Genomic DNA, 17,778 nt, shown 5'->3' with positions numbered 1-17,778 from the left:
GGCAGGCGCGTGTTGGGGCGGCCGTTTCTCAAAAGGAGGGCAACATGGAACAGATCGCGCTGGTGACAGGTGGCACCCGGGGGCTGGGCGCGGCCATCAGCGCCGCCCTGCGTGCGGCGGGCTGCCGGGTGGCCGCCACCTACCACCACGACGCGCAGGCGGCCGAGCAGGCGCGCCACAGCCTGGGCATCGCCGTGTTTCCGTGGGACGTGGCCGATGCCGGCGCCTGCGAGCAGGGCGTGGCCACCGTACAAGAGGCGCTGGGCCCCGTCACGGTGCTGGTCAACAACGCCGGCATCACCGCCGACGCCATGTTTCACAAGATGAGCGCGGCCCAGTGGGAGGACGTGCTGCGCACCAACCTGGGCTCGATGTTCAACATGACCCGGCCGCTGATCGGCGGCATGCGCGAACGGGGCTACGGACGCATCATCAATATCAGTTCCGTCAACGGCCGCAAGGGACAGGTGGGCCAGACCAATTATGCGGCGGCCAAGGCAGGCATCCTCGGCTTCACCCGTTCGCTCGCGCTGGAAAATGCCCGCCATGGCATCACCGTCAACGCCATCGCGCCCGGCTACTGCGACACGGCCATGCTGGCGGAACTGCGCCCGGAGCGCTTGCAGACCATTGTGGCGGGCATCCCGGTGGGGCGCCTGGGCGTGCCCGAGGATGTGGCGCGCATGGTGGCTTTCCTCGCCGCCCCGGAGGCCGGCTTCATCACGGGGGCCACGTTCGACGTCAACGGCGGCCAGTACCTGGGCTGACGGCGCAGGAGCGCCCCGCGCACGGGCCGGAGCAAGGCGTCAGCAGCTTACCCAGCCGCGCCGGTACGGTCGCCCGTGCCCTTGACGGGCCCGCTTCAACTTACCAGATGCCGCGCGAGGCCAGGTCGCCCGCCCACATCTCGTCGATCAGGGCCGCGTCCCAGCGTCCGCGCGGTTCGCGCCCGACGATGACGTCGTTTTCGTCCGGCCGCGCCAGGTCGATCCGTTCGACCGCGATGTGGGCGTTGGCCGTGGTCGAGAAGAACACCTTCACCACGGGCCGCGTCATGGTCGCGGGGTTCTGTTCGATCACCACGGCCAGCCGGCCGCTGCGCATTTTTACCAGTGCGCCGGTGGGGTAGATGCCCAGGATTTTGATAAAGGCCGACAATATCTTGTTGTCGAAATGCCCTTTCCAGGAAATCATCCGGGCCACCGACTCGGCCGGGTCCCAGCCCGCCTTGTAGGGACGGTTCGAGGTGATGGCGTCGTAGACGTCGCAGACGGCGCCCATCCGCGCCAGCAGCGAGATCTGATCGCCCTCCAGGCGGTGCGGGTAGCCGCTGCCATCGATTTTTTCGTGGTGGTGCAGGCACACATCGAGCATCGCCGCGCTGGCCGTGCCACCGGACAGCAGCAGATCGTGGCCCCGCTCCGGGTGGCGGCGGATGGTGGCAAATTCGTCATCGGTGAGCTTGCCCGGTTTGTTCAGGATGTCGAGCGGCATATGGGCCTTGCCGATGTCGTGCAGCAGGCCTGCCATGCCCGCATCGCGGCAAGCCGCCTCGTCCAAGCCGAGTGCCTGCGCCAGCGCCACCATCAGCGCACACACGGCCACCGAGTGCATATAGGTGTAGTCATCGCTGCTTTTCAGGCGCGCCAGGCTGATCAGCGCTTCCCGATTGCGCAGCACCGAGTCGGAAATGTCATTGACGAGCGGTAAGCAGGCCAGGGTGTCGATGGCGTTGCCCAGGCGCGCCTCGTTGAACATCGACGCCGTTGCGTCGCGCGCATTGAGGCACAGCGCGGCGGCGCGCTGCAGTTCCTGATCGAACTTCGCCGGTTCTGGCGCAAGCACGGGCACGGGCGCGGCCGCCTCCGGCTCCGGCGACGGCGTGGGTGCAGGCGGCGCGTCGGCCTCCACATCGAGCCCGCGCGCGGTGTCGATCCAGCACGTCTGCACGCCGCTGTTGTGCGCGGCGCGCAGATCGTTGGCGTCCTTGAGCAGAAATTTCGACTTCCAGAACGGATGCTGCAGCCACGAGCCATCGAAGCCATGCAAATACATGCCAAGGCGTAATTCGGCCACGTTCAGTTTTTTCAAGGTCATCTTGCCGCTTCGAGTCCAGTCGCGGTCGCCCGCATGCGCGCAGGTCCGGCATGGACATTGCGGCGTATTGGTGCCCGTGCGGCCGGCGCCCACGGGATAATTTCTTTGAAGAAATCCTGACCAATGCTCGGAATATAGCAGATATCGCAGGAATGTGAAATGGCGTACGGGACCGAACGGCTGCCCTTGCTGCCGCCGGTTCAGTGTGCCATCAGTACCGGCACCGTGGTCTCGCGCAGCACCGTGCCGGTGGCCCCGCCCAGCACGATTTCACGCAGGCGCGAGTGGCCGAAGCAGCCCATGACGATCAGTTCGACGCCGATGTCGTGACAGGCCAGGCAGGCTTGCAGGGCGGCGCCGGGAAATGCTTCATCGGACGGGTATGTTTGCGGCGAAGACGCGACAGCGGCGACGCTGGCCGGTCGGCGCAGCAAGGGCAGGGCGGCGCGTACCGCACGGCTCGCCTCCATGCCGCCATCCCAGGCCGGCAAGGGGCGCTGGGGCAGGCGTGCCGGGCGGTACGACCAGCACGGGGCAGGGCGCGTACACCAGCACGGTACGCGCCAGTGACGCGGTGTCGGCAATGAGGGCGTCGGCGACGTGCGACTGCCCGATCAGCAGCAGGTCGCAGTAGCGCGCCGCCAGTGGCAAGGCGCGGCTGGCGCTGGTCTCGCTCAGTTGCCAGTCGACGGCGCTGATGCCGCACTGGCGCACGCTGTCCTGGAAATATGCCAGCTCGCGCTGCGCCGTTTCCGTGAGCAAGCCCAGGTCTTCGGGACCGATGGGCGCCATCACGGCAGCGGCGGCGTAGCAGGGGCTGGCGGGGGCCGTCGCCTCAGCCGGCTGGCTGGTCGAGGGCGATGTGGCGCGCGTGGCCGTAGCCCAGCGTGTAGTCGAGCAGGGTCAGCGCGTGCGGCGTGATGCGCACGAACAGCGTGCCCGGCCACGGCACGATGTCGGGCCGGGCGATGATGGTGTTGTAGGCTGGCAGCTTGCTGATGAGCAGGGAGCTGGCCAGCGCCAGTTCCGCCGGATCGGTGACGAAGGCGGCAATGGCGTCGATCGACACGCCCTGGATTTCGGCCCAGTCCGTGTAGGGCAGGTTGACCGTCAGCGCAACCCGCTGGTCGTGGTGGATATCGTGGGCCTTGCCGCTGTCGAGCGAAATGGCGGCGTACAGGGTCAGGCCGTGGTGGACGAAATTGACGGTCGACGCATGCGGCGAGCCGTCCGCGCGCAAGGTCGCCAGGGTCAGGTCGGCGGCGCCCTTGAAGATATGGTCGATCAGTGCCGCGGTCGGGGAATCGAGTGCTGCCATGGTGGTCTTTCGTGAGGTGAGCCCGGTTCGCGCACGGCGCCGCCGGCTCGATGGCGCGGACGAGGCGTCGCGCATGCGCGTGCGGTGCGGGGTGTGCGGCAGGTACGACAGGTGCGGCAGGTGCGAGCCCATCGGCACACGCCCCCTGCGCAATCGCCGCGTCCCACTATGCCACGGAACAGCGCCGGGACGCCGCGCGCTTGACCGCCGCGGCGGCGCGCTCTACGGGGCGCTGTGGCCGTCGCTGCCGGGCTCGGCGGCGCCGAACAGGCGGTCCTTGGCCGATAGCAGCTTCTGCAGTTTCGAGCCCATTTTCATCAGCTTGGCCATCGATTCGGGCGAGATGCGCTGCAAGTCGTCGAACCAGTTGTTGGCCAGGTCGACCAGTTCGTGCATTTCGCGCATGCGCTGCTGGGCAAACGCGTCTTCCGGGGTCTTGACGTTGACCAGCAACTGCTCGCGCAACACCGACAGGGTGGGCGCCACTTCGCGGCGGCGCCGCTCGGCCGCCACCACGCGGAAAATTTCCTGGACGTCGCCCAGCGACGTGAAATACTCGCGGCGATCGCCCGGCACCTTGCTCAGCCGTACCAGCCCCCACGATTGCAGCTCTTTCAGGCCGATGCTCACGTTCGAGCGGGAAATGCCCAGCTTTTCGCCGATGTCGTCCGCGTTCAGTTGCTCCTCGGTGACGAACAGCAGCGCGTAGATCTGGCCCACCGTGCGATTGACGCCCCAGCGGCTGCCCATTTCGCCGAAATGGCTGACAAACGTTTGAACGAGAGGGGTCACGGCATCGCACTTTTTTCGGTTGCAGGGGTCTGAATTATCGCACGTCGGCCTTGCCGGTTCGGCCCGGTTGCAGGCGCGCGCCCTCACAAGCGACGGCAAATAATTTGAACAGACGTGCGATCGTTGCGTGACAGCATGAATATTATCGCGCATAATTTCACTAATTCCTGAAATTACAGAATATTCGAAAGATCGGTCCTGTTGTGTTTTCGCTATTTTACGTGCTGTCCCCTTCCTTGTCACCAGCGCCGAACGGGGCCCGGGGACGCCTGCCATGAGCACGCCGTTGCCGGCCTGGCGCCGGGAACATGCCGCCGCCACCCGCGCCGGCGCGGTCGCCGGCGGCGCCGCCGCGCTGCTGTGGATCGTCCAGGCGGGGCTGATCGCCGTCGCCGTCGACCATCTCGCCGGCGCGCACCAGGCCACTGCCGCACTGGCGCCGGTGGCCTGGTGCGCGCTGGGCTACCTGGGCACGGGGGTGCTGCGCGCCAGCGTCGAAGCGTGGGGGGCGCGCGCCCAGTTCGCCGCCTCGCGCGCCTGCCTGTCGCGCCTGCGCGCCGACGCCGCCCAGGCGCTGGCCGGCTGCTCGCCGCTGGAACGCGCGCGGCTGCCCTCGGGCCAGGCCGCCAGTGTGCTGGCCGAGCAGGCCGAGGCAGTGCTGCCATGGCTGCTGCGCTACCAGCCGGCGCGCTGGCGGGCGCTGGTGGTGCCGCCCCTGATCGCCCTGTGCGTGGCCAGCCTGTCGTGGCTGGCGGCGCTGATCTTGTTGTTGTCGGCCCCCCTGATTCCCGTTTTTATGGCCGTGATCGGCTGGCGTGCCCAGGCCGCCAGCCAGGCCCAGCTGCGCCAGCAGGGTGGCATGAACGGCTTCTTGCTGGACCGCCTGCGCGGCCTGTCGAGCTTGCGCGCGCTGGGCGCCGTCGAACTGACCGCCGGCCGCCTGGGCGAAGCGGCGCAGGCGCTGCGCCGCAGCACCATGCAGGTACTGCGCATCGCCTTCCTGTCGTCGACCGCGCTCGAACTGTTCGCGTCGCTGGGGGTGGCGCTGGTGGCCGTGTATATCGGCTTTCACCTGCTGGGCGAACTGGGGCCGGGCAGCTGGGGCCGTCGCCTGACGCTGGGCCAGGGCCTGTTCATCCTGCTGCTCGCGCCGGCGTTCTACGAGCCGCTGCGCGAACTGGCCCTGCTGTGGCACGACAAGGCGGCAGGCGACGCCGCCAGCGCCGCGCTGGCCGCCCTCGGGCGCGACACGCTGGCGCTGACCGGGGCCGGGCCGCTGGCGGCGGGTGCGCAGGCGGCGCCGGCCGGCCCGCTGGCGGTCGAGCTGGCCGCGCTGCGCTTCGCTCACCCCGGCGCGGCCCCCCTGTGGCAGGGGCTTGCGCTGCACATCGGCGCCGGCGAACGGGTGGCGCTGGTGGGCGCCAGCGGCGCCGGCAAGACCACCTTGTTGTCAATCATCGCCGGCCTGGCCCCCGCCAGCGACGGCGCGGTCCGCATCGGCGGCCTGCTCATGAGCGACGCCACGGCCGGCGCCCTGCGCGCGCGCATGGCCTGGGTCGGCCAGCTGCCGCACATTTTTAATGGCACGGTGGGGGCGAACGTGTCGCTGCGGCGCCCCGGTGTGTCGGCGCAGGCGGTGCGCGCGGCGATCGAAGCGGTCGGCCTGGGTCCCGTGCACCACGCCAGCGCCAACGACATCCTCGGCGAGGCGGGCGCGGGCTTGTCCGGCGGCGAACTGGTGCGCCTGTCGCTGGCGCGCGCCGCCGTCGCGCCCGGCGCCGGCCTGCTGCTGGTGGACGAACCCACCGCCCACCTCGACCGCCACAGCGCGGCCGCCATCGCCGACGCCCTGCTCGCCATCGCCGGGCCTCGCACCCTCATCGTCGCCACCCACGACCTGGCGCTGGCGGCGCGGATGGACCGGGTCATCGACCTCGACGCGCTGGCCAGGTTGGCCGAACTGGCCGTGCCGGACCAGCTGGACCACCCGCGGAGCGTGGCATGAGCGGCCCGCGCCGGCGCGGCGCCGACCTGCTGCTGGTGCTGCGCCTGTTCGTGCGCATCGACGGCGCCCGCCTGGCGCTGGGCGCGCTGCTGGCCACCGTGGTGGTGCTGGCGGGGATGGCCTTGCTGGGCACCTCGGGCTGGTTCATCACCGCCACCGGCCTGGCCGGCCTGGCCGCGGCCGGCGCGGCGGGCCTGAATGTGCTGCTGCCCAGCGCCGCCATCCGCCTGCTGGCGCTGGTGCGCACTTTCGGCCGCTACGGCGAACGCCTGCTCACCCACGACGCCACCCTGAACGTGGTGGCGGCCCTGCGCGAGCGCCTGTTTCGGGCCTGGGCCACGCCGGCGGCGGCGCGCGCGCTGCTGCGCCGGCCGGCGCGCGTGCTGTTCCGGCTGACCCATGACATCGACGCCCTCGAGGCGATCTATCTGCGCCTGGCGGTGCCGGCCTGCGCCGCCGCCGGCGCCGCGCTGCTGGCCGGCGCCGTCCTCGGCGCCCTCGATCTGCGCCTGGGCCTGGCGCTGGGCGCCTGGCTGCTGCTGTGCGGCCTGGGCATCACGGCGGCGCTGGCCGCGCGCGCCCGGGTGGCGGCCCTGCGCCGCGCCCGCGCCATCGAGCGCCTGCGCGAAGCGGCCATCGACCTGGTGGCGGGCCAGACCGACCTGCTGATGGCCGGCCGCCTGCAAGCGCAGTGCGCCACCGTGGCCGCGCGCGACGCCACGCTGGCGCGCGCCGACCATGATCTGTTCCGGCTCGATAGCGGCGCCGGCTGGCTGTACGCGGTGGCCGGCCACGCCGGCGTGGCGGCGGTGCTGCTGGCCTGCGGCGCGCTGGTAAAAGCACAGGTGCTGGGCGCGCCCGCCGCCGCCCTGGCGATCTTGCTGGCGCTGACGGCGCTCGAGCCGTTCGCCGCCCTGCGCCGTGGCGCCATCGAGGCCGGTCGCAGCTGGCTGGCGGCACGCCGGCTGGCGCCGCGCCTGCGTGAAGTGCCGGCCGCGCCGTCCGTGCCGATGCCGGCCAGCGCGCAGCTGGCACTGCGCCTGCAAGGGGCCAGCGTATTCCACGCCGGCCGCGCCTGTCCCGCCCTGAGCGACATCGATCTCGTCATCGAAGACGGCGAACGGGTGGCGCTGGTGGGCGCCAGCGGCGCCGGAAAATCGACCCTGCTGGGCGTCATCGCCGGCGAATGGGCACTGCAGGCGGGCCACATCGAGGCGCGCCCGGCCTGCTGGCTGACCCAGCGCGTGGCCCTGTTCCAGGACAGCCTGCGCGACAATCTTCGCCTGGGCTGCCCCGACGCCGACGACGGCCAGCTGTGGCAGGCCCTGGCCGCGGCCGGCCTCGAGCACGATGTGCGCCAGTTCGCCGGCGGCCTCGATACCGTGCTGGGCGAGGGCGGGCTGGGCCTGTCGGGCGGCCAGGCGCGCCGGCTGGCGCTGGCCCGGCTGCTGCTGCGCGACGCCCACTTCTGGCTGCTCGACGAACCGACCGAAGCGCTCGACGGCGCCACCGCCGCCGATGTGCTGGCGCGCCTGGACCGGCTTGCCCTAGGCCGCACCGTGCTGCTGGCCTGCCACACGCGCCGCGAGGCGGCGCTCGCGTCCCGCCTGCTGCTCATGGAGGGCGGCTGCATCGTCGCCGACCTGCGCCGCGGCAGCCCCGAATTCGATGCCGCGCTCGCTGCGCTGCGCCCGGACTGACCCCTTATTTGATTAACTACTAGAAAGGAATCCCCATGGAACTCGACATTGTCGGGCTCTCCCGACTGCAGTTTGCCCTGACGGCGCTGTACCACTTCCTGTTCGTGCCGCTCACCCTGGGACTGTCGATCCTGCTGGCCATCATGGAAACCGTCTATGTGATGACGGGCCGCCCCATCTGGCGCCAGATGACCAAGTTCTGGGGCATCCTGTTCGGCATCAATTTTGCCATCGGCGTCTCCACGGGCCTGGTGATGGAGTTTCAGTTCGGCATGAACTGGAGCTACTACAGCCATTACGTGGGCGACGTCTTCGGCGCCCCGCTGGCGCTGGAAGGCTTGATGGCCTTCTTCCTCGAAGCGACCTTCGTCGGCCTGTTCTTCTTCGGCTGGGACCGCTTGTCGAAAGTGGCCCACCTGGTCGTCACCTGGCTCGTTGCGCTGGGCACCAATTTTTCCGCGCTGTGGATCCTGATCGCCAACGGCTGGATGCAAAATCCCGTCGGCGCGGCCATCAATCCCCAGACCATGCGCATGGAAGTGACCGATTTCTATGCGGTGCTGACCAACCCGGTGGCGCAGGCCAAGTTCGTCCACACCGCTTCGGCCGGTTACGTCGTCGCTTCGCTGTTCGTGCTGGGCGTGTCGGCCTGGTACCTGCGGCACGGCCGCCACGTCGAGCTGGCCAAGCGCTCGCTGACGGTGGCCGCCTCGTTCGGCCTGGCCGCCTCGCTGTCGGTGGTGGTGCTCGGTGACGAAAGCGGTTACCTGTCGTCCGAACACCAGAAAATGAAGCTGGCCTCGATCGAGGCGATGTGGCACACCGAGCCGGCGCCGGCCGGTTTCACGGTGGTGGGCCTGCCCGACCAGGCGGCCCGCGCCACCCACTACGCCATCCACATCCCGTGGGTGATGGGCCTGATCGGCACGCGCTCGCTGACGGGCGAAGTGGCTGGCATCAATGAACTGGTCAAGCTGGCCGAAGTGCGCATCCGCGAGGGCATGCTGGCCTATGATGCGCTGATGGACATCCGCGCGCCGGGCGGCAACGCCAGCGTGCCGCCCGCCTTGCAGGCCCGCTTCGACCAGCACAGCGCGGTGCTGGGCTACGCGCTGCTGCTCAAGCGCTACGTCGACGATCCGCGCCAGGCCAGCGCCGCCCAGATCGCCCTGGCCGCCGCCGACACCGTGCCGCAGGTGGCGCCGCTGTTCTGGTCGTTCCGCATCATGGTCGCGCTGGGCATGTATTTTATTGTGCTCACTGCCACCTTCTTCATCCTGTCGGCACGGCGTCGGCTCGACGCCTATCCGTGGCTGCTGACAGTGGCCGTGTGGTCGCTGCCGCTGCCGTGGATTGCCGCCGAGGCAGGCTGGATCGTGGCCGAACTGGGCCGCCAGCCCTGGGCCATCGAAGGCGTGCTGCCCACCGCCGTGGCCGTGTCGAACCTGGGCATCGGCACCGTGCTGACCACCCTGATCGGCTTCGTGGTGCTCTACACCATCCTCCTGGTCGTCGAGATGCGCCTGATGCTCAAGGCCATCGGCAAGGGCCCCGAGAGCGAAGCGCCGTCGGCGCCCGGGATCGCCAGCCCGCTGATCGGCGCCACCGCCGCCTTGCGCGGCGCACCCATGATTTCTACGGAGTAAAACCATGATCCTTCATACCTTGCTTGACTACGATGTGCTGCGCTTGATCTGGTGGATTTTGCTCGGCGTGCTGCTGGTGGCTTTCGCCATCACCGACGGCTTCGACCTGGGCACGGGCATCTTGCTGCCCTTCGTGGGCAAGACCGACCTCGAGCGGCGGGTCGTCATCAACACCGTCGGCCCCGTGTGGGAAGGCAACCAGGTCTGGCTGGTGCTGGGCGGCGGCGCCATCTTCGCCGCCTGGCCGCAGCTGTACGCGGTGTCGTTTTCCGGCTTTTACCTGGCGATGGCGGCGGTGCTGCTGGCCCTGATCCTGCGTCCGGTCGGTTTCAAGTACCGCAGCAAGCGCGACAATGTGCGCTGGCGCGCCAGCTGGGACTGGGCGCTGTTCGCCGGCGGCTTCATCCCCGCGCTGATCTTTGGCGTGGCGATGGGCAATGTGTTGCAGGGCGTACCTTTCCGCCTGACGCCGGACATGCAGATTTTCTACGACGGCAGCTTCTTCGGCCTGCTCAACCCGTTCGCGCTGCTGTGCGGCCTGGTGTCGGTGGCCATGCTGATCATGCATGGTGCCAGCTGGCTGGTGCTCAAAACGGGTGGGGCGGTGGCCGGTCGCGCACGCGCCTGGGGCCGCTGGTCGGCGCTCGCCGTGATCGTGCTCTACAGCGCTGCCGGCCTGCTGCTGTGGGCCTTCATCGATGGCTACCGGATTACCAGTGCGCTCGTCACCACCGGCGCCTCCAATCCCCTGTTCAAGAGTGTCGACGCGCACGCGGCCGGCGCCTGGTTCGCCAACTACCTGGCGCACCCGTGGACCATGGCGGCGCCGCTGGCCGGGATCGGCGGCGCCGCGCTGGCGCTGCTGGGCCTGGTGCGTCGCTGGGAAAAGAGCACCATGCTGTTTAGCAGCCTGTCGATCGCCGGCATCGTCCTCAGCGTGGGCGCGTCGATGTTTCCGTTTATTTTGCCCTCGTCGATCCAGCCCCAGGCAAGCCTGACCGTGTGGGATTCCTCGTCCAGCCACCTGACGCTGTTCATCATGCTGGTCGGCACCTGCATCTTCCTGCCGCTCATCATCGGCTACACCAGCTGGGTCTACAAGGTGTTGTGGGGCAAGGTCAATCCGGCCGACATCAGCGATGGCAAGCGCCACGCTTACTGAACCGAACTATTTAATCAAGGAGCTATCAATGTGGTATTTCGCCTGGATATTGGGATTGCCCCTGGCGGCAGGGTTCGCCGTCATGAACGCCATGTGGTACGAAATGATGGACGACCTGGCCCACAAGGGGGAGGGCGGGGAGCCGCCGCGCCACTAAGCCACTAAGCAACTAAGTACCAGCACGCGGCCTGGCCCCCGCGCCGGGCGTGATTGCGACCACGCGCGGCGCGCCCGCTCAGCCCGGCGGTGTGGCGCCACCGGTGACGCGATCAAGGTTGGCGATCAGGCGGCCCAGCAGCGCGCCCAACTGGGCCGCTTCCTGCGCCGAAAAGCCGTCCAGCGCCGCGCGGTTGCCCTCAAGCAGCACCTCGCAGGCGGCCGGCAGGCGCGCGCGGGCCGCCTCGGTCAGCGTGATCTGGCTGCTGCGGCCATCGGTGGGATGGGCGCTTCGGCTGATCAGGCCGTCGCGCTCCATGCGCGTGAGCATCTGCGCCATCGACGGCTGTTCGATGCGGGCAAACCGGGCCAGCTCGCGCTGCGAGGCGGCCAGGCCGTCCTCGAGCGCCACCAGCACGGGCAAGTGGCCCACCCCGAAGCCCAGCGGCTTGAGGCGGGCTTCGCTCAGGCGCGCAAACACGCGCGCCGCCAGGCTGATCAGGTGTCCCGGCGTCGTCAGTACCGCCGACAGGGAAACAGGGCTTTGCATAGGTGCCTATATTGTTTATGATGGCGTCAGTGTAGCAGCCATACGGGCAATCCGCCCCCACTTTTTCACTTGTTTTTTACTGGTAAAGGACCGCGCAATGGACCGTCAGCAGGCACTTGTTGTACGCATGTACGAGGACTTCAACGCCAGGCAGATCGACGGCGTGCTGGCCGCGCTGGCCAGCGATGTCGCCTGGGCCAACGGCATGGATGGGGGCCACGTGCATGGCCACGCTGCGCTGCGCCAGTACTGGACGCAACAATGGGCGCAGATCAGTCCCCACGTGCAGCCCGTGCGCTTTGCGCAGGCGGCCGACGGCGCGCTCGTCGTCACCGTCATGCAGACGGTGCGCGACCTGGCGGGCCAGCCCTTGCAGGACCAGGCGCACGGCTTGCACGACCGCCTCGTGCGGCACGTGTTCACCTTTGCGGGGGACCAGGTGGTGCGCTTCGATATCGAGGACGCCGCCTGACAGGGGGAGAAAGGGCGGGGAGCGGACTTGTGCGCACGGCGCGGGCGGCGATGTGGAACAATAGCGCATCAGATCGATGCCGGCCGCCGGCCCCCACCACAAGGACGCCATGAACTACCCGATTTCCGAAGCCTTGCAGCAATTGCAGGCGCGCACCCGCGCCTTCATTGCCGACCACGTCATCCCGATGGAACGCGATCCCCGCTGCACGCCGCACGGGCCGACCGAAGCCTTGCGTGCCGAACTGATCGGCAAGGCGCGCGCCGCCGGCCTGCTGTCGGCCCACGTGTCCGTCGAATTCGGCGGCCTGGGCCTGGACCACGCGGCCAAGGCGGTGATGTTCGAGGAAGCCGGTTACTCGCCGCTGGGCCCGGTGGCGCTCAACATCGCCGCGCCCGACGAGGGCAATATGCACCTGCTGGAAATGGTCGCCACGCCGGCGCAGAAAGAGCGCTGGCTGCGGCCGCTGGCGGCGGGCGCCATCCGCTCGTGCTTTTGCATGACCGAGCCCGCGCCCGGCGCCGGCGCCGACCCCGGCATGCTGCTCACGCGCGCCGTCCAGGATGGCGACGATTACCTCATCAGCGGCGAAAAATGGTTCATCACGGGCGCCGACGGCGCCAGCTTCGCCATCATCATGGCCAAGCTCGACAGCGGCGAGGCGACCATGTTCCTGGCCGACATGGACAGCCCCGGCATCGTCGTTGAACGGATGATGGATTCGCTCGATTCCTGCTTTCCTGGCGGCCACGGGGTGGTGTCGTTCAACAATCTGCGGGTGCCGGCCAGCGACATCCTGGGCGAACTGGGCCAGGGTTTCAAGTATGCCCAGGTGCGCCTGTCGCCGGCCCGCCTGACCCACTGCATGCGCTGGCTGGGCGCGGCCCGGCGCGCGCACGACGTCGCCCTCGACTATGCGCGCAGCCGCCAGGCTTTCGGCAAGCAGCTGGGCGCCCACGAGGGCGTCGGCTTCATGCTGGCCGACAATGAAATCGATCTGCACACGACGCGCCTGGTGATCGCCCACTGCGCCTGGGTACTCGACCAGGCCCATTTGGGCAAGCACGAGTCGAGCGTGGCCAAGGTGGCCTCGTCGGAAGCGATCTGGCGCGTCGTCGACCGCTGCGTGCAGATCCTGGGCGGGCAGGGGGTGACCCACGAAACGGTGGTGGCGCGCATCTTTGCCGATGTGCGCGCCTTTCGCATCTACGACGGCCCGTCCGAGGTGCACCGCTGGAGCATCGCCCGCACGCTGTTGCGGGGCCCGGCCGCGCCGGCGAGATAAGGCGCCGGCCCTCGGCCACGTCCACTTCAACGGCCCTGGCGCCAGGCCAGAGCGCCACTTGCCCGGTGCCCTGGGGCGGCTGCCAGGCACTCGCGTGCACATTCGCACACGCGAGTGCCGCAATGACGTGTAAAACAGTTTTCAAACGGTATTGCTCCAAAGGCCGGGGCGTCACTGGCAAGCCCACCAGTGTGCGCCCCGAGTATGGGCGCGTGCACGGCGCAGGTAAAGCGCGCAGGCCGCCGTGCGCCGACGCCAGGCCTGCAATGGCAAAAATTTGAACCAAATGCGCGCGTTGCCGGTCCAACCGGATGCCATGGTTCAAAGTTGGGGAGAGTACCCATGCGTGCAGCAGGCAAGCCGGTGCGTCCAGCGGACCGCCTGGAGTCGGTGATCAATCTGCTCTATGACGCGGTGCTCGATGACGAGCGATGGCAAGGCATGGCTGCCACCATCGCCGCGGCCTTTGGCTCGACCAGTGTGGTGCTCAAGACCTACGGCGGCGGCCAGTCCGACCCCATACTGGCGAGCGTGACCGAGAACCTGCGTATTGCGGCGCAGGACCGCTCGTGGGCCGAGCACTGGCAGCGCAACGATCTGTGGGTCGCGCTCTCCGCGAGCGTGGGCATGGCCCGGGTGTTCACCAGCCAGAGCCTGATGCCCGATGCGCAGTACGAGCGCACGGGCTTTTATCAGGACTGGACGCGCAAGCTCGGCATCTATCATATGGTGGGCGTGCTGTTTCCCACGCAGCATGGCGCAACCGGCGTGCTCGGGGTGCACCGGGCCCGTGCCGCTGGCCCCTATGGCGCGGCCGATCGCGTTCAACTGGCGCGCCTGTTCCCGCACGTACGCCGTGCGCTGGGCTTGCGCGAGCGCTTGCGCAGCGGTGCGCTGGCGCGCAATGCGGCACTGGCCGCGCTTGAGCACATCGGCATCGGGGTGCTGGTGGTCGATGCGTCGCGCACCGTGCTGTATGCGAACCGGGCGGCTGAACAGCAGTTGATGGGAGCAAGCGCAGTGGCCATCCATGCGCAACGGCTTTGCATCCAGGACCCCGGCCTGAACACGCGGCTGGCGCGGCTGGTACGCGAGGCAGAGCGCACGGCCGCTGGCGACGTCCACCTGCCGGGCGCGGCATTCGCGGTGCCACGTGCCGGGCAATTGCCGCTTACTGTGCTGGTGTCGCCGTGGCGCGCCACCTGGGCCCACGACACCGTCTCGCAACCGGTGGCGCTCATTTTCATCCGCGATCCGCAAGCGTCCGGACCGGGCGCCAGCGCGGTGCTGCGCGACATGTTCGGCCTGACGCGCGCGGAAGCGGCGATTGCCGTGGCGATTGGCGAAGGCCACTCGCAGGAACACATTGCCGCGTCCCTCGGTGTGGGCCTCGGGACCGTACGCACCCACGTGAAAAAAGCGCTGGCAAAGACCGGTACGGGCCGGCAGGGCGCGCTCGCCACCCTGGTGTCACGCAGCGTGGCCGACCTGGCAAACCTGCCGTAGTTCCTGTGCCGTAGTTCCTGTCCCGTATGGGGGCCACAGGGTGACAGACGATTTGTACGTGGTTGCCCGCAGCTTCCGCGATGGCCGCGCAAGCGGCGGCAAGGTGCTTGGGCGAGCAATGACTGCTGTGCCGGGTTCGCAACTCTTCAGGAGGGCACGATGTGTTTCTTCCCCGCGCGCGCTGCCGCGCTTGGCCTCGCCTGCGTGTACATGGCGCTTCCCGTGCGTGCGCAGGTAGCATCTGGCTTATACGCAACGATGCACGTCGGTGGCAACTACTTCCCCAAAAACGCCAAAGACAGCAAGTACTCGATCCTGTCGTCCTATACAGACCGTACCGCGACCTCGACAGGCGATGCGCCTCCGGCAGGCCTGGCAACGTTCGGCTGGTTTGAATCGGGAGAGGTATTGCTGCTCCAGTACGCCGACTATCTGCCGTCGCTAAAAATGGCCGGTGCCCGGCGCATCGTCAAGCCCGCCAGGTTTCCGCTTGCGCCCCAGGCCACGCCACGGTACATGATGGCGTGCGCCTGGGCACTCGATGACAAGCGGGTGCCCGGCAAGCCAGGCGCCGCCTACGCCGAGCGCGACGACGCCAATATGACCGTCAAGGTGACATCCGTCGGCACCCTGCTCAGTATCAAATGGGTATCCGTGCCGGCGGCGCGGGTGGCGAAACACTTCGGCGCCAGGGACTATTGCGGCGAAATTTCTCGGACCGGCAAGTCATCGGCAGCGCTGTGGCTGACCACCACGACAGAATAGCCGCTCCCGTGGCCCTGCAAAGCGCTCTCCCGTTTGGGAGATGACCACGCGATGAAACCGTCCTACATTGGTGCATCGCGCAATCAATCGGCCCTGCCGGGCCGTGCAAGGGGTGTCAGCAATGAATCCATGTCTGGTCGAGCTGCGGCTCGCACGGTCGATCCGCTGGTGCAGCGTGCCGGCACGGGCTGCACCGGCTGCCACCGTGGCGATGTCCGTCGCTTCTGCCGACCCGTTGGACGAGCTCAAGCGACGATTGAGCAAGCATGCTGCTGATGCGCTGGACAAGGCGGCCAATTCGGCGTGGGCGATCGCCAGGCCCGGGAATACCTCAGCCCCGCCAGGCCCTGCCGCCTGGGCTTGCGCATGCGGCCGGCGCCGCCGACGCATCCCGCGCTGGCGCACCGTCCGTCGTATCAGGCCCCCATCCGTGCATCACGCACGAGATCGGGTCGACCACCAATCTTTTAAAGAACCGCTGCGCTTACCCGGTCTATGTGCCGGCCAACGCCGCGCTCTGCCCGGGCCAGAAGCATGGCCAGCACGGGCACGACATCTGTCAACAGGGCGCGTGCAGGTGAAGTCATCCCGCCATCACCTGCAGGCGCCGTTTTCACGGAGGGGAACATGAGCGAAGTACGCGACGGTTACAACGATCCTGCCAATGCAACGACGCAGGCCGAGAAATATGGCGCCTGGGTGCGCCGCCAGGAGGAGGTCCGTGCGCAGGAGCGCGCCACGCCCGTCAGTGTTGCCACACCGACGCAGATAGATACATCGGACCATGTCAATCCCGTTTCACCGGCGCAGTATGCGCATGCGCCTGTTCCGACAGCACCGTCTTCGGCAAGCCGCACTGCGCGGGCGGGGGCCGCCATGTTTGCCGTCATCGCCCTCGTCTGGGGGTATGCGCCCCAGCTCAGTGCCATCCAACTGGGCCTCTACCTTGCGCTTGGCGCGATCGTTGGCTATGCGGCGGGCTGGCTGTTCCATTGGGCGATGGTCATTACTGGCGTGATTGTCAAGCTCGCGGTCAGGATCGCCATCTGGGGCTTTCTCGCTTACATCGTGTTGTTGGTGCTGGGCCTGGCTTAGCTGCCTGCCATGTTGCCCTGGTTTTTTGGCGTGCAATACGCCTGCATGTTGCCGCGCCCCTGCAAGCGGTATCATGGCCAGGCTCGACCAGGCGCGCGCCAGGACAACATGAGGATCATTCGATGCAAACGACGAACACACTGGCCGGAGCCGGCGCATGACCGGCATGCTGGAACTGGCCGCCAACGGCGGCGCCACCCTGGCCATCGTGCTGGCCGGTCGCAACAATGTGCACACCTGGTGGACCGGTATGGTCGGCTGCTCCCTGTTCGCTGTGCTGTTTTTCCAGGAACGCCTGTACGCGGACGTGCTGCTCCAGGTGTTTTTCATTGGTTCGAGCGCACTGGGATGGTGGTACTGGCGGCGCGGCGACGCCGGTGCGGCGCTGCCGATCGCGCCCGCCGACTTCGCCAGCGTGCTGTGGCCGGGCGCGGCTGCGCTGGCGGTGGCGGCCGCGTACGGCGCCTTGCTGCTGCATTTTACGGACGCCTACGCGCCCTTCGTCGATTCGCTGGTGCTGGCCCTGAGCGTGCTTGCCCAATTGCTGCTGATGAAGCGCCGCATTGAAAACTGGGCGTTCTGGCTATTGGTCAATTCGCTGGCCGTGCCCCTGTACGCCAGCCGCGGCCTGTACCTGACGGCGCTGCTGTACGCGTGCTACTGGGTGCACGCCATCTATGCCTGGCTGCAGTGGCGCCGCCTGGCGCGGCAACCGGCGCTGGCCGGTAGTGCCGCCTGACGCAGCCCTGGCGGGCCGCGACGAACCACTTACTGCAGGCCGCCAGCGCTGACGAAATACTTGCGCGCGTGGGCCAGCAGCTGGCCGTCCGACGGGTGATCGACCGTTTCGACGGCCTTGACCTTGGCGGCGATCGCGGGCGACTTGCTGCTCAGGTGCTTCATGAACACGGTCTTTTCTTCGGCCGGGCCGACTACCAGGATCTGCTCGCTGTCGCCCAGGGCGGCGGCGATTTCATTGAAGAACTTGCTGTTGTCGTCTTCATTGGCATGGCTGTCCGCGTGGTTCTGGCGCGGATGGGCGTGGGTCGAGTGGGTTTTCAGGGACTCGGACTCAGCAGCGTCCTTGTCGAAGTGGATGACGACTGCTTTGGAATGGTCGAGCCAGACGACGGCGTTATTCAAGGACATGGGTTCTTTCGTGGGGGAATGGGGATGCAGCGGCGGTGCCGGCTGCAAGCGAAGTGCAATCTTGCCAAAGGAGATCGGCG

At 68.2% G+C, this 17,778-nt stretch carries 19 protein-coding genes; 12 read left to right on the top strand and 7 right to left on the bottom strand.

Going from position 1 to position 17,778, the window contains the following annotated elements:
* Positions 1-44 precede the first annotated feature (44 nt).
* Entirely contained in the window at positions 45-767 is a 723-nt protein-coding gene (phbB, locus tag ACP7EY_RS19300) for an acetoacetyl-CoA reductase (protein ID WP_426196478.1), read from the top strand.
* A 100-nt stretch (positions 768-867) separates the two neighbouring features.
* On the opposite strand, the gene ACP7EY_RS19295 is transcribed toward phbB, so the two are convergent.
* The 5 genes from ACP7EY_RS19295 to ACP7EY_RS19275 form a co-directional block, all read right to left on the bottom strand.
* Complete coding sequence (locus ACP7EY_RS19295; RefSeq protein ID WP_426196476.1) at positions 868-2,097, bottom strand: HD-GYP domain-containing protein; 1,230 nt, start codon at positions 2,095-2,097, stop codon at positions 868-870.
* Positions 2,098-2,297: 200 nt separating this feature from the next.
* A complete protein-coding gene (locus ACP7EY_RS19290) occupies positions 2,298-2,531 on the bottom strand; it encodes a universal stress protein (RefSeq protein WP_426196474.1) in 234 nt (77 codons plus the stop codon).
* Positions 2,467-2,892, bottom strand: a complete 426-nt coding sequence (locus tag ACP7EY_RS19285) for a hypothetical protein (RefSeq protein ID WP_426196473.1) — start codon at positions 2,890-2,892, stop codon at positions 2,467-2,469. Before ACP7EY_RS19285 ends, ACP7EY_RS19290 begins: the two co-directional genes overlap by 65 nt.
* 40 nt (positions 2,893-2,932) lie before the next feature.
* A complete protein-coding gene (locus tag ACP7EY_RS19280) occupies positions 2,933-3,547 on the bottom strand; it encodes a pyridoxamine 5'-phosphate oxidase family protein (RefSeq protein ID WP_426196471.1) in 615 nt (204 codons plus the stop codon).
* 90 nt (positions 3,548-3,637) lie between these two features.
* The gene (locus ACP7EY_RS19275; RefSeq protein WP_426196506.1) at positions 3,638-4,165 is read right to left on the bottom strand and encodes a GbsR/MarR family transcriptional regulator; all 528 of its coding nucleotides are present in this window, start codon (positions 4,163-4,165) and stop codon (positions 3,638-3,640) included.
* A gap of 316 nt (positions 4,166-4,481) precedes the next feature.
* Between ACP7EY_RS19275 and cydD the strand changes: the two genes are divergently transcribed.
* From cydD to cydX, 5 genes are read left to right on the top strand one after another with little or no spacing between them, the layout of a single operon-like run.
* Entirely contained in the window at positions 4,482-6,212 is a 1,731-nt protein-coding gene (gene cydD, locus ACP7EY_RS19270) for a thiol reductant ABC exporter subunit CydD (RefSeq protein WP_426196469.1), read from the top strand.
* Positions 6,209-7,912, top strand: a complete 1,704-nt coding sequence (locus ACP7EY_RS19265) for an ATP-binding cassette domain-containing protein (protein WP_426196467.1) — start codon at positions 6,209-6,211, stop codon at positions 7,910-7,912. Before cydD ends, ACP7EY_RS19265 begins: the two co-directional genes overlap by 4 nt.
* 35 nt (positions 7,913-7,947) lie before the next feature.
* Positions 7,948-9,558 (top strand): cytochrome ubiquinol oxidase subunit I, encoded by a 1,611-nt coding sequence (locus tag ACP7EY_RS19260; RefSeq protein ID WP_426196465.1) that lies wholly within the window; start codon positions 7,948-7,950, stop codon positions 9,556-9,558.
* Between the two features lie 4 nt (positions 9,559-9,562).
* Positions 9,563-10,720 (top strand): cytochrome d ubiquinol oxidase subunit II, encoded by a 1,158-nt coding sequence (cydB, locus tag ACP7EY_RS19255; protein ID WP_426196463.1) that lies wholly within the window; start codon positions 9,563-9,565, stop codon positions 10,718-10,720.
* Between the two features lie 28 nt (positions 10,721-10,748).
* Positions 10,749-10,877 (top strand): cytochrome bd-I oxidase subunit CydX, encoded by a 129-nt coding sequence (cydX, locus tag ACP7EY_RS19250; RefSeq protein ID WP_426196461.1) that lies wholly within the window; start codon positions 10,749-10,751, stop codon positions 10,875-10,877.
* A gap of 78 nt (positions 10,878-10,955) precedes the next feature.
* Here the strand turns inward: cydX and ACP7EY_RS19245 are convergent, their stop codons facing one another.
* The gene (locus ACP7EY_RS19245; RefSeq protein WP_426196460.1) at positions 10,956-11,426 is read right to left on the bottom strand and encodes a MarR family winged helix-turn-helix transcriptional regulator; all 471 of its coding nucleotides are present in this window, start codon (positions 11,424-11,426) and stop codon (positions 10,956-10,958) included.
* Between the two features lie 97 nt (positions 11,427-11,523).
* On the opposite strand from ACP7EY_RS19245, the gene ACP7EY_RS19240 reads away from it, so the two are divergent.
* The 6 genes from ACP7EY_RS19240 to pnuC all read left to right on the top strand — a co-directional run bounded on the left by ACP7EY_RS19240 (position 11,524) and on the right by pnuC (position 17,288).
* Complete coding sequence (locus ACP7EY_RS19240) at positions 11,524-11,898, top strand: nuclear transport factor 2 family protein (protein WP_426196458.1); 375 nt, start codon at positions 11,524-11,526, stop codon at positions 11,896-11,898.
* A 109-nt stretch (positions 11,899-12,007) separates the two neighbouring features.
* Positions 12,008-13,183: an acyl-CoA dehydrogenase family protein gene (locus tag ACP7EY_RS19235; RefSeq protein WP_426196456.1), complete on the top strand. Its 1,176-nt coding sequence runs from the start codon at positions 12,008-12,010 to the stop codon at positions 13,181-13,183.
* Between the two features lie 342 nt (positions 13,184-13,525).
* Positions 13,526-14,689 carry a helix-turn-helix transcriptional regulator gene (locus tag ACP7EY_RS19230; protein WP_426196454.1) on the top strand — a complete coding sequence of 388 codons (1,164 nt, stop codon included), beginning with the start codon at positions 13,526-13,528 and terminating at the stop codon, positions 14,687-14,689.
* Positions 14,690-14,848: 159 nt separating this feature from the next.
* Positions 14,849-15,454, top strand: a complete 606-nt coding sequence (locus tag ACP7EY_RS19225) for a hypothetical protein (RefSeq protein ID WP_426196452.1) — start codon at positions 14,849-14,851, stop codon at positions 15,452-15,454.
* 627 nt (positions 15,455-16,081) lie between these two features.
* Complete coding sequence (locus ACP7EY_RS19220; protein WP_426196450.1) at positions 16,082-16,549, top strand: hypothetical protein; 468 nt, start codon at positions 16,082-16,084, stop codon at positions 16,547-16,549.
* Positions 16,550-16,706: 157 nt separating this feature from the next.
* A complete protein-coding gene (pnuC, locus tag ACP7EY_RS19215; RefSeq protein ID WP_426196448.1) occupies positions 16,707-17,288 on the top strand; it encodes a nicotinamide riboside transporter PnuC in 582 nt (193 codons plus the stop codon).
* Between the two features lie 29 nt (positions 17,289-17,317).
* Here pnuC and ACP7EY_RS19210 read toward each other — a convergent pair whose 3' ends face one another.
* Positions 17,318-17,698 (bottom strand): translational machinery protein, encoded by a 381-nt coding sequence (locus ACP7EY_RS19210; protein WP_426196446.1) that lies wholly within the window; start codon positions 17,696-17,698, stop codon positions 17,318-17,320.
* Between the last annotated feature and the right edge of the window lie 80 nt (positions 17,699-17,778).

Source organism: Massilia sp. DWR3-1-1 (genome assembly GCF_049898325.1).
Classification (GTDB): Bacteria; Pseudomonadota; Gammaproteobacteria; order Burkholderiales; family Burkholderiaceae_D; genus JAFCUW01.
This window is presented reverse-complemented; position numbering and strand designations above follow the sequence as displayed.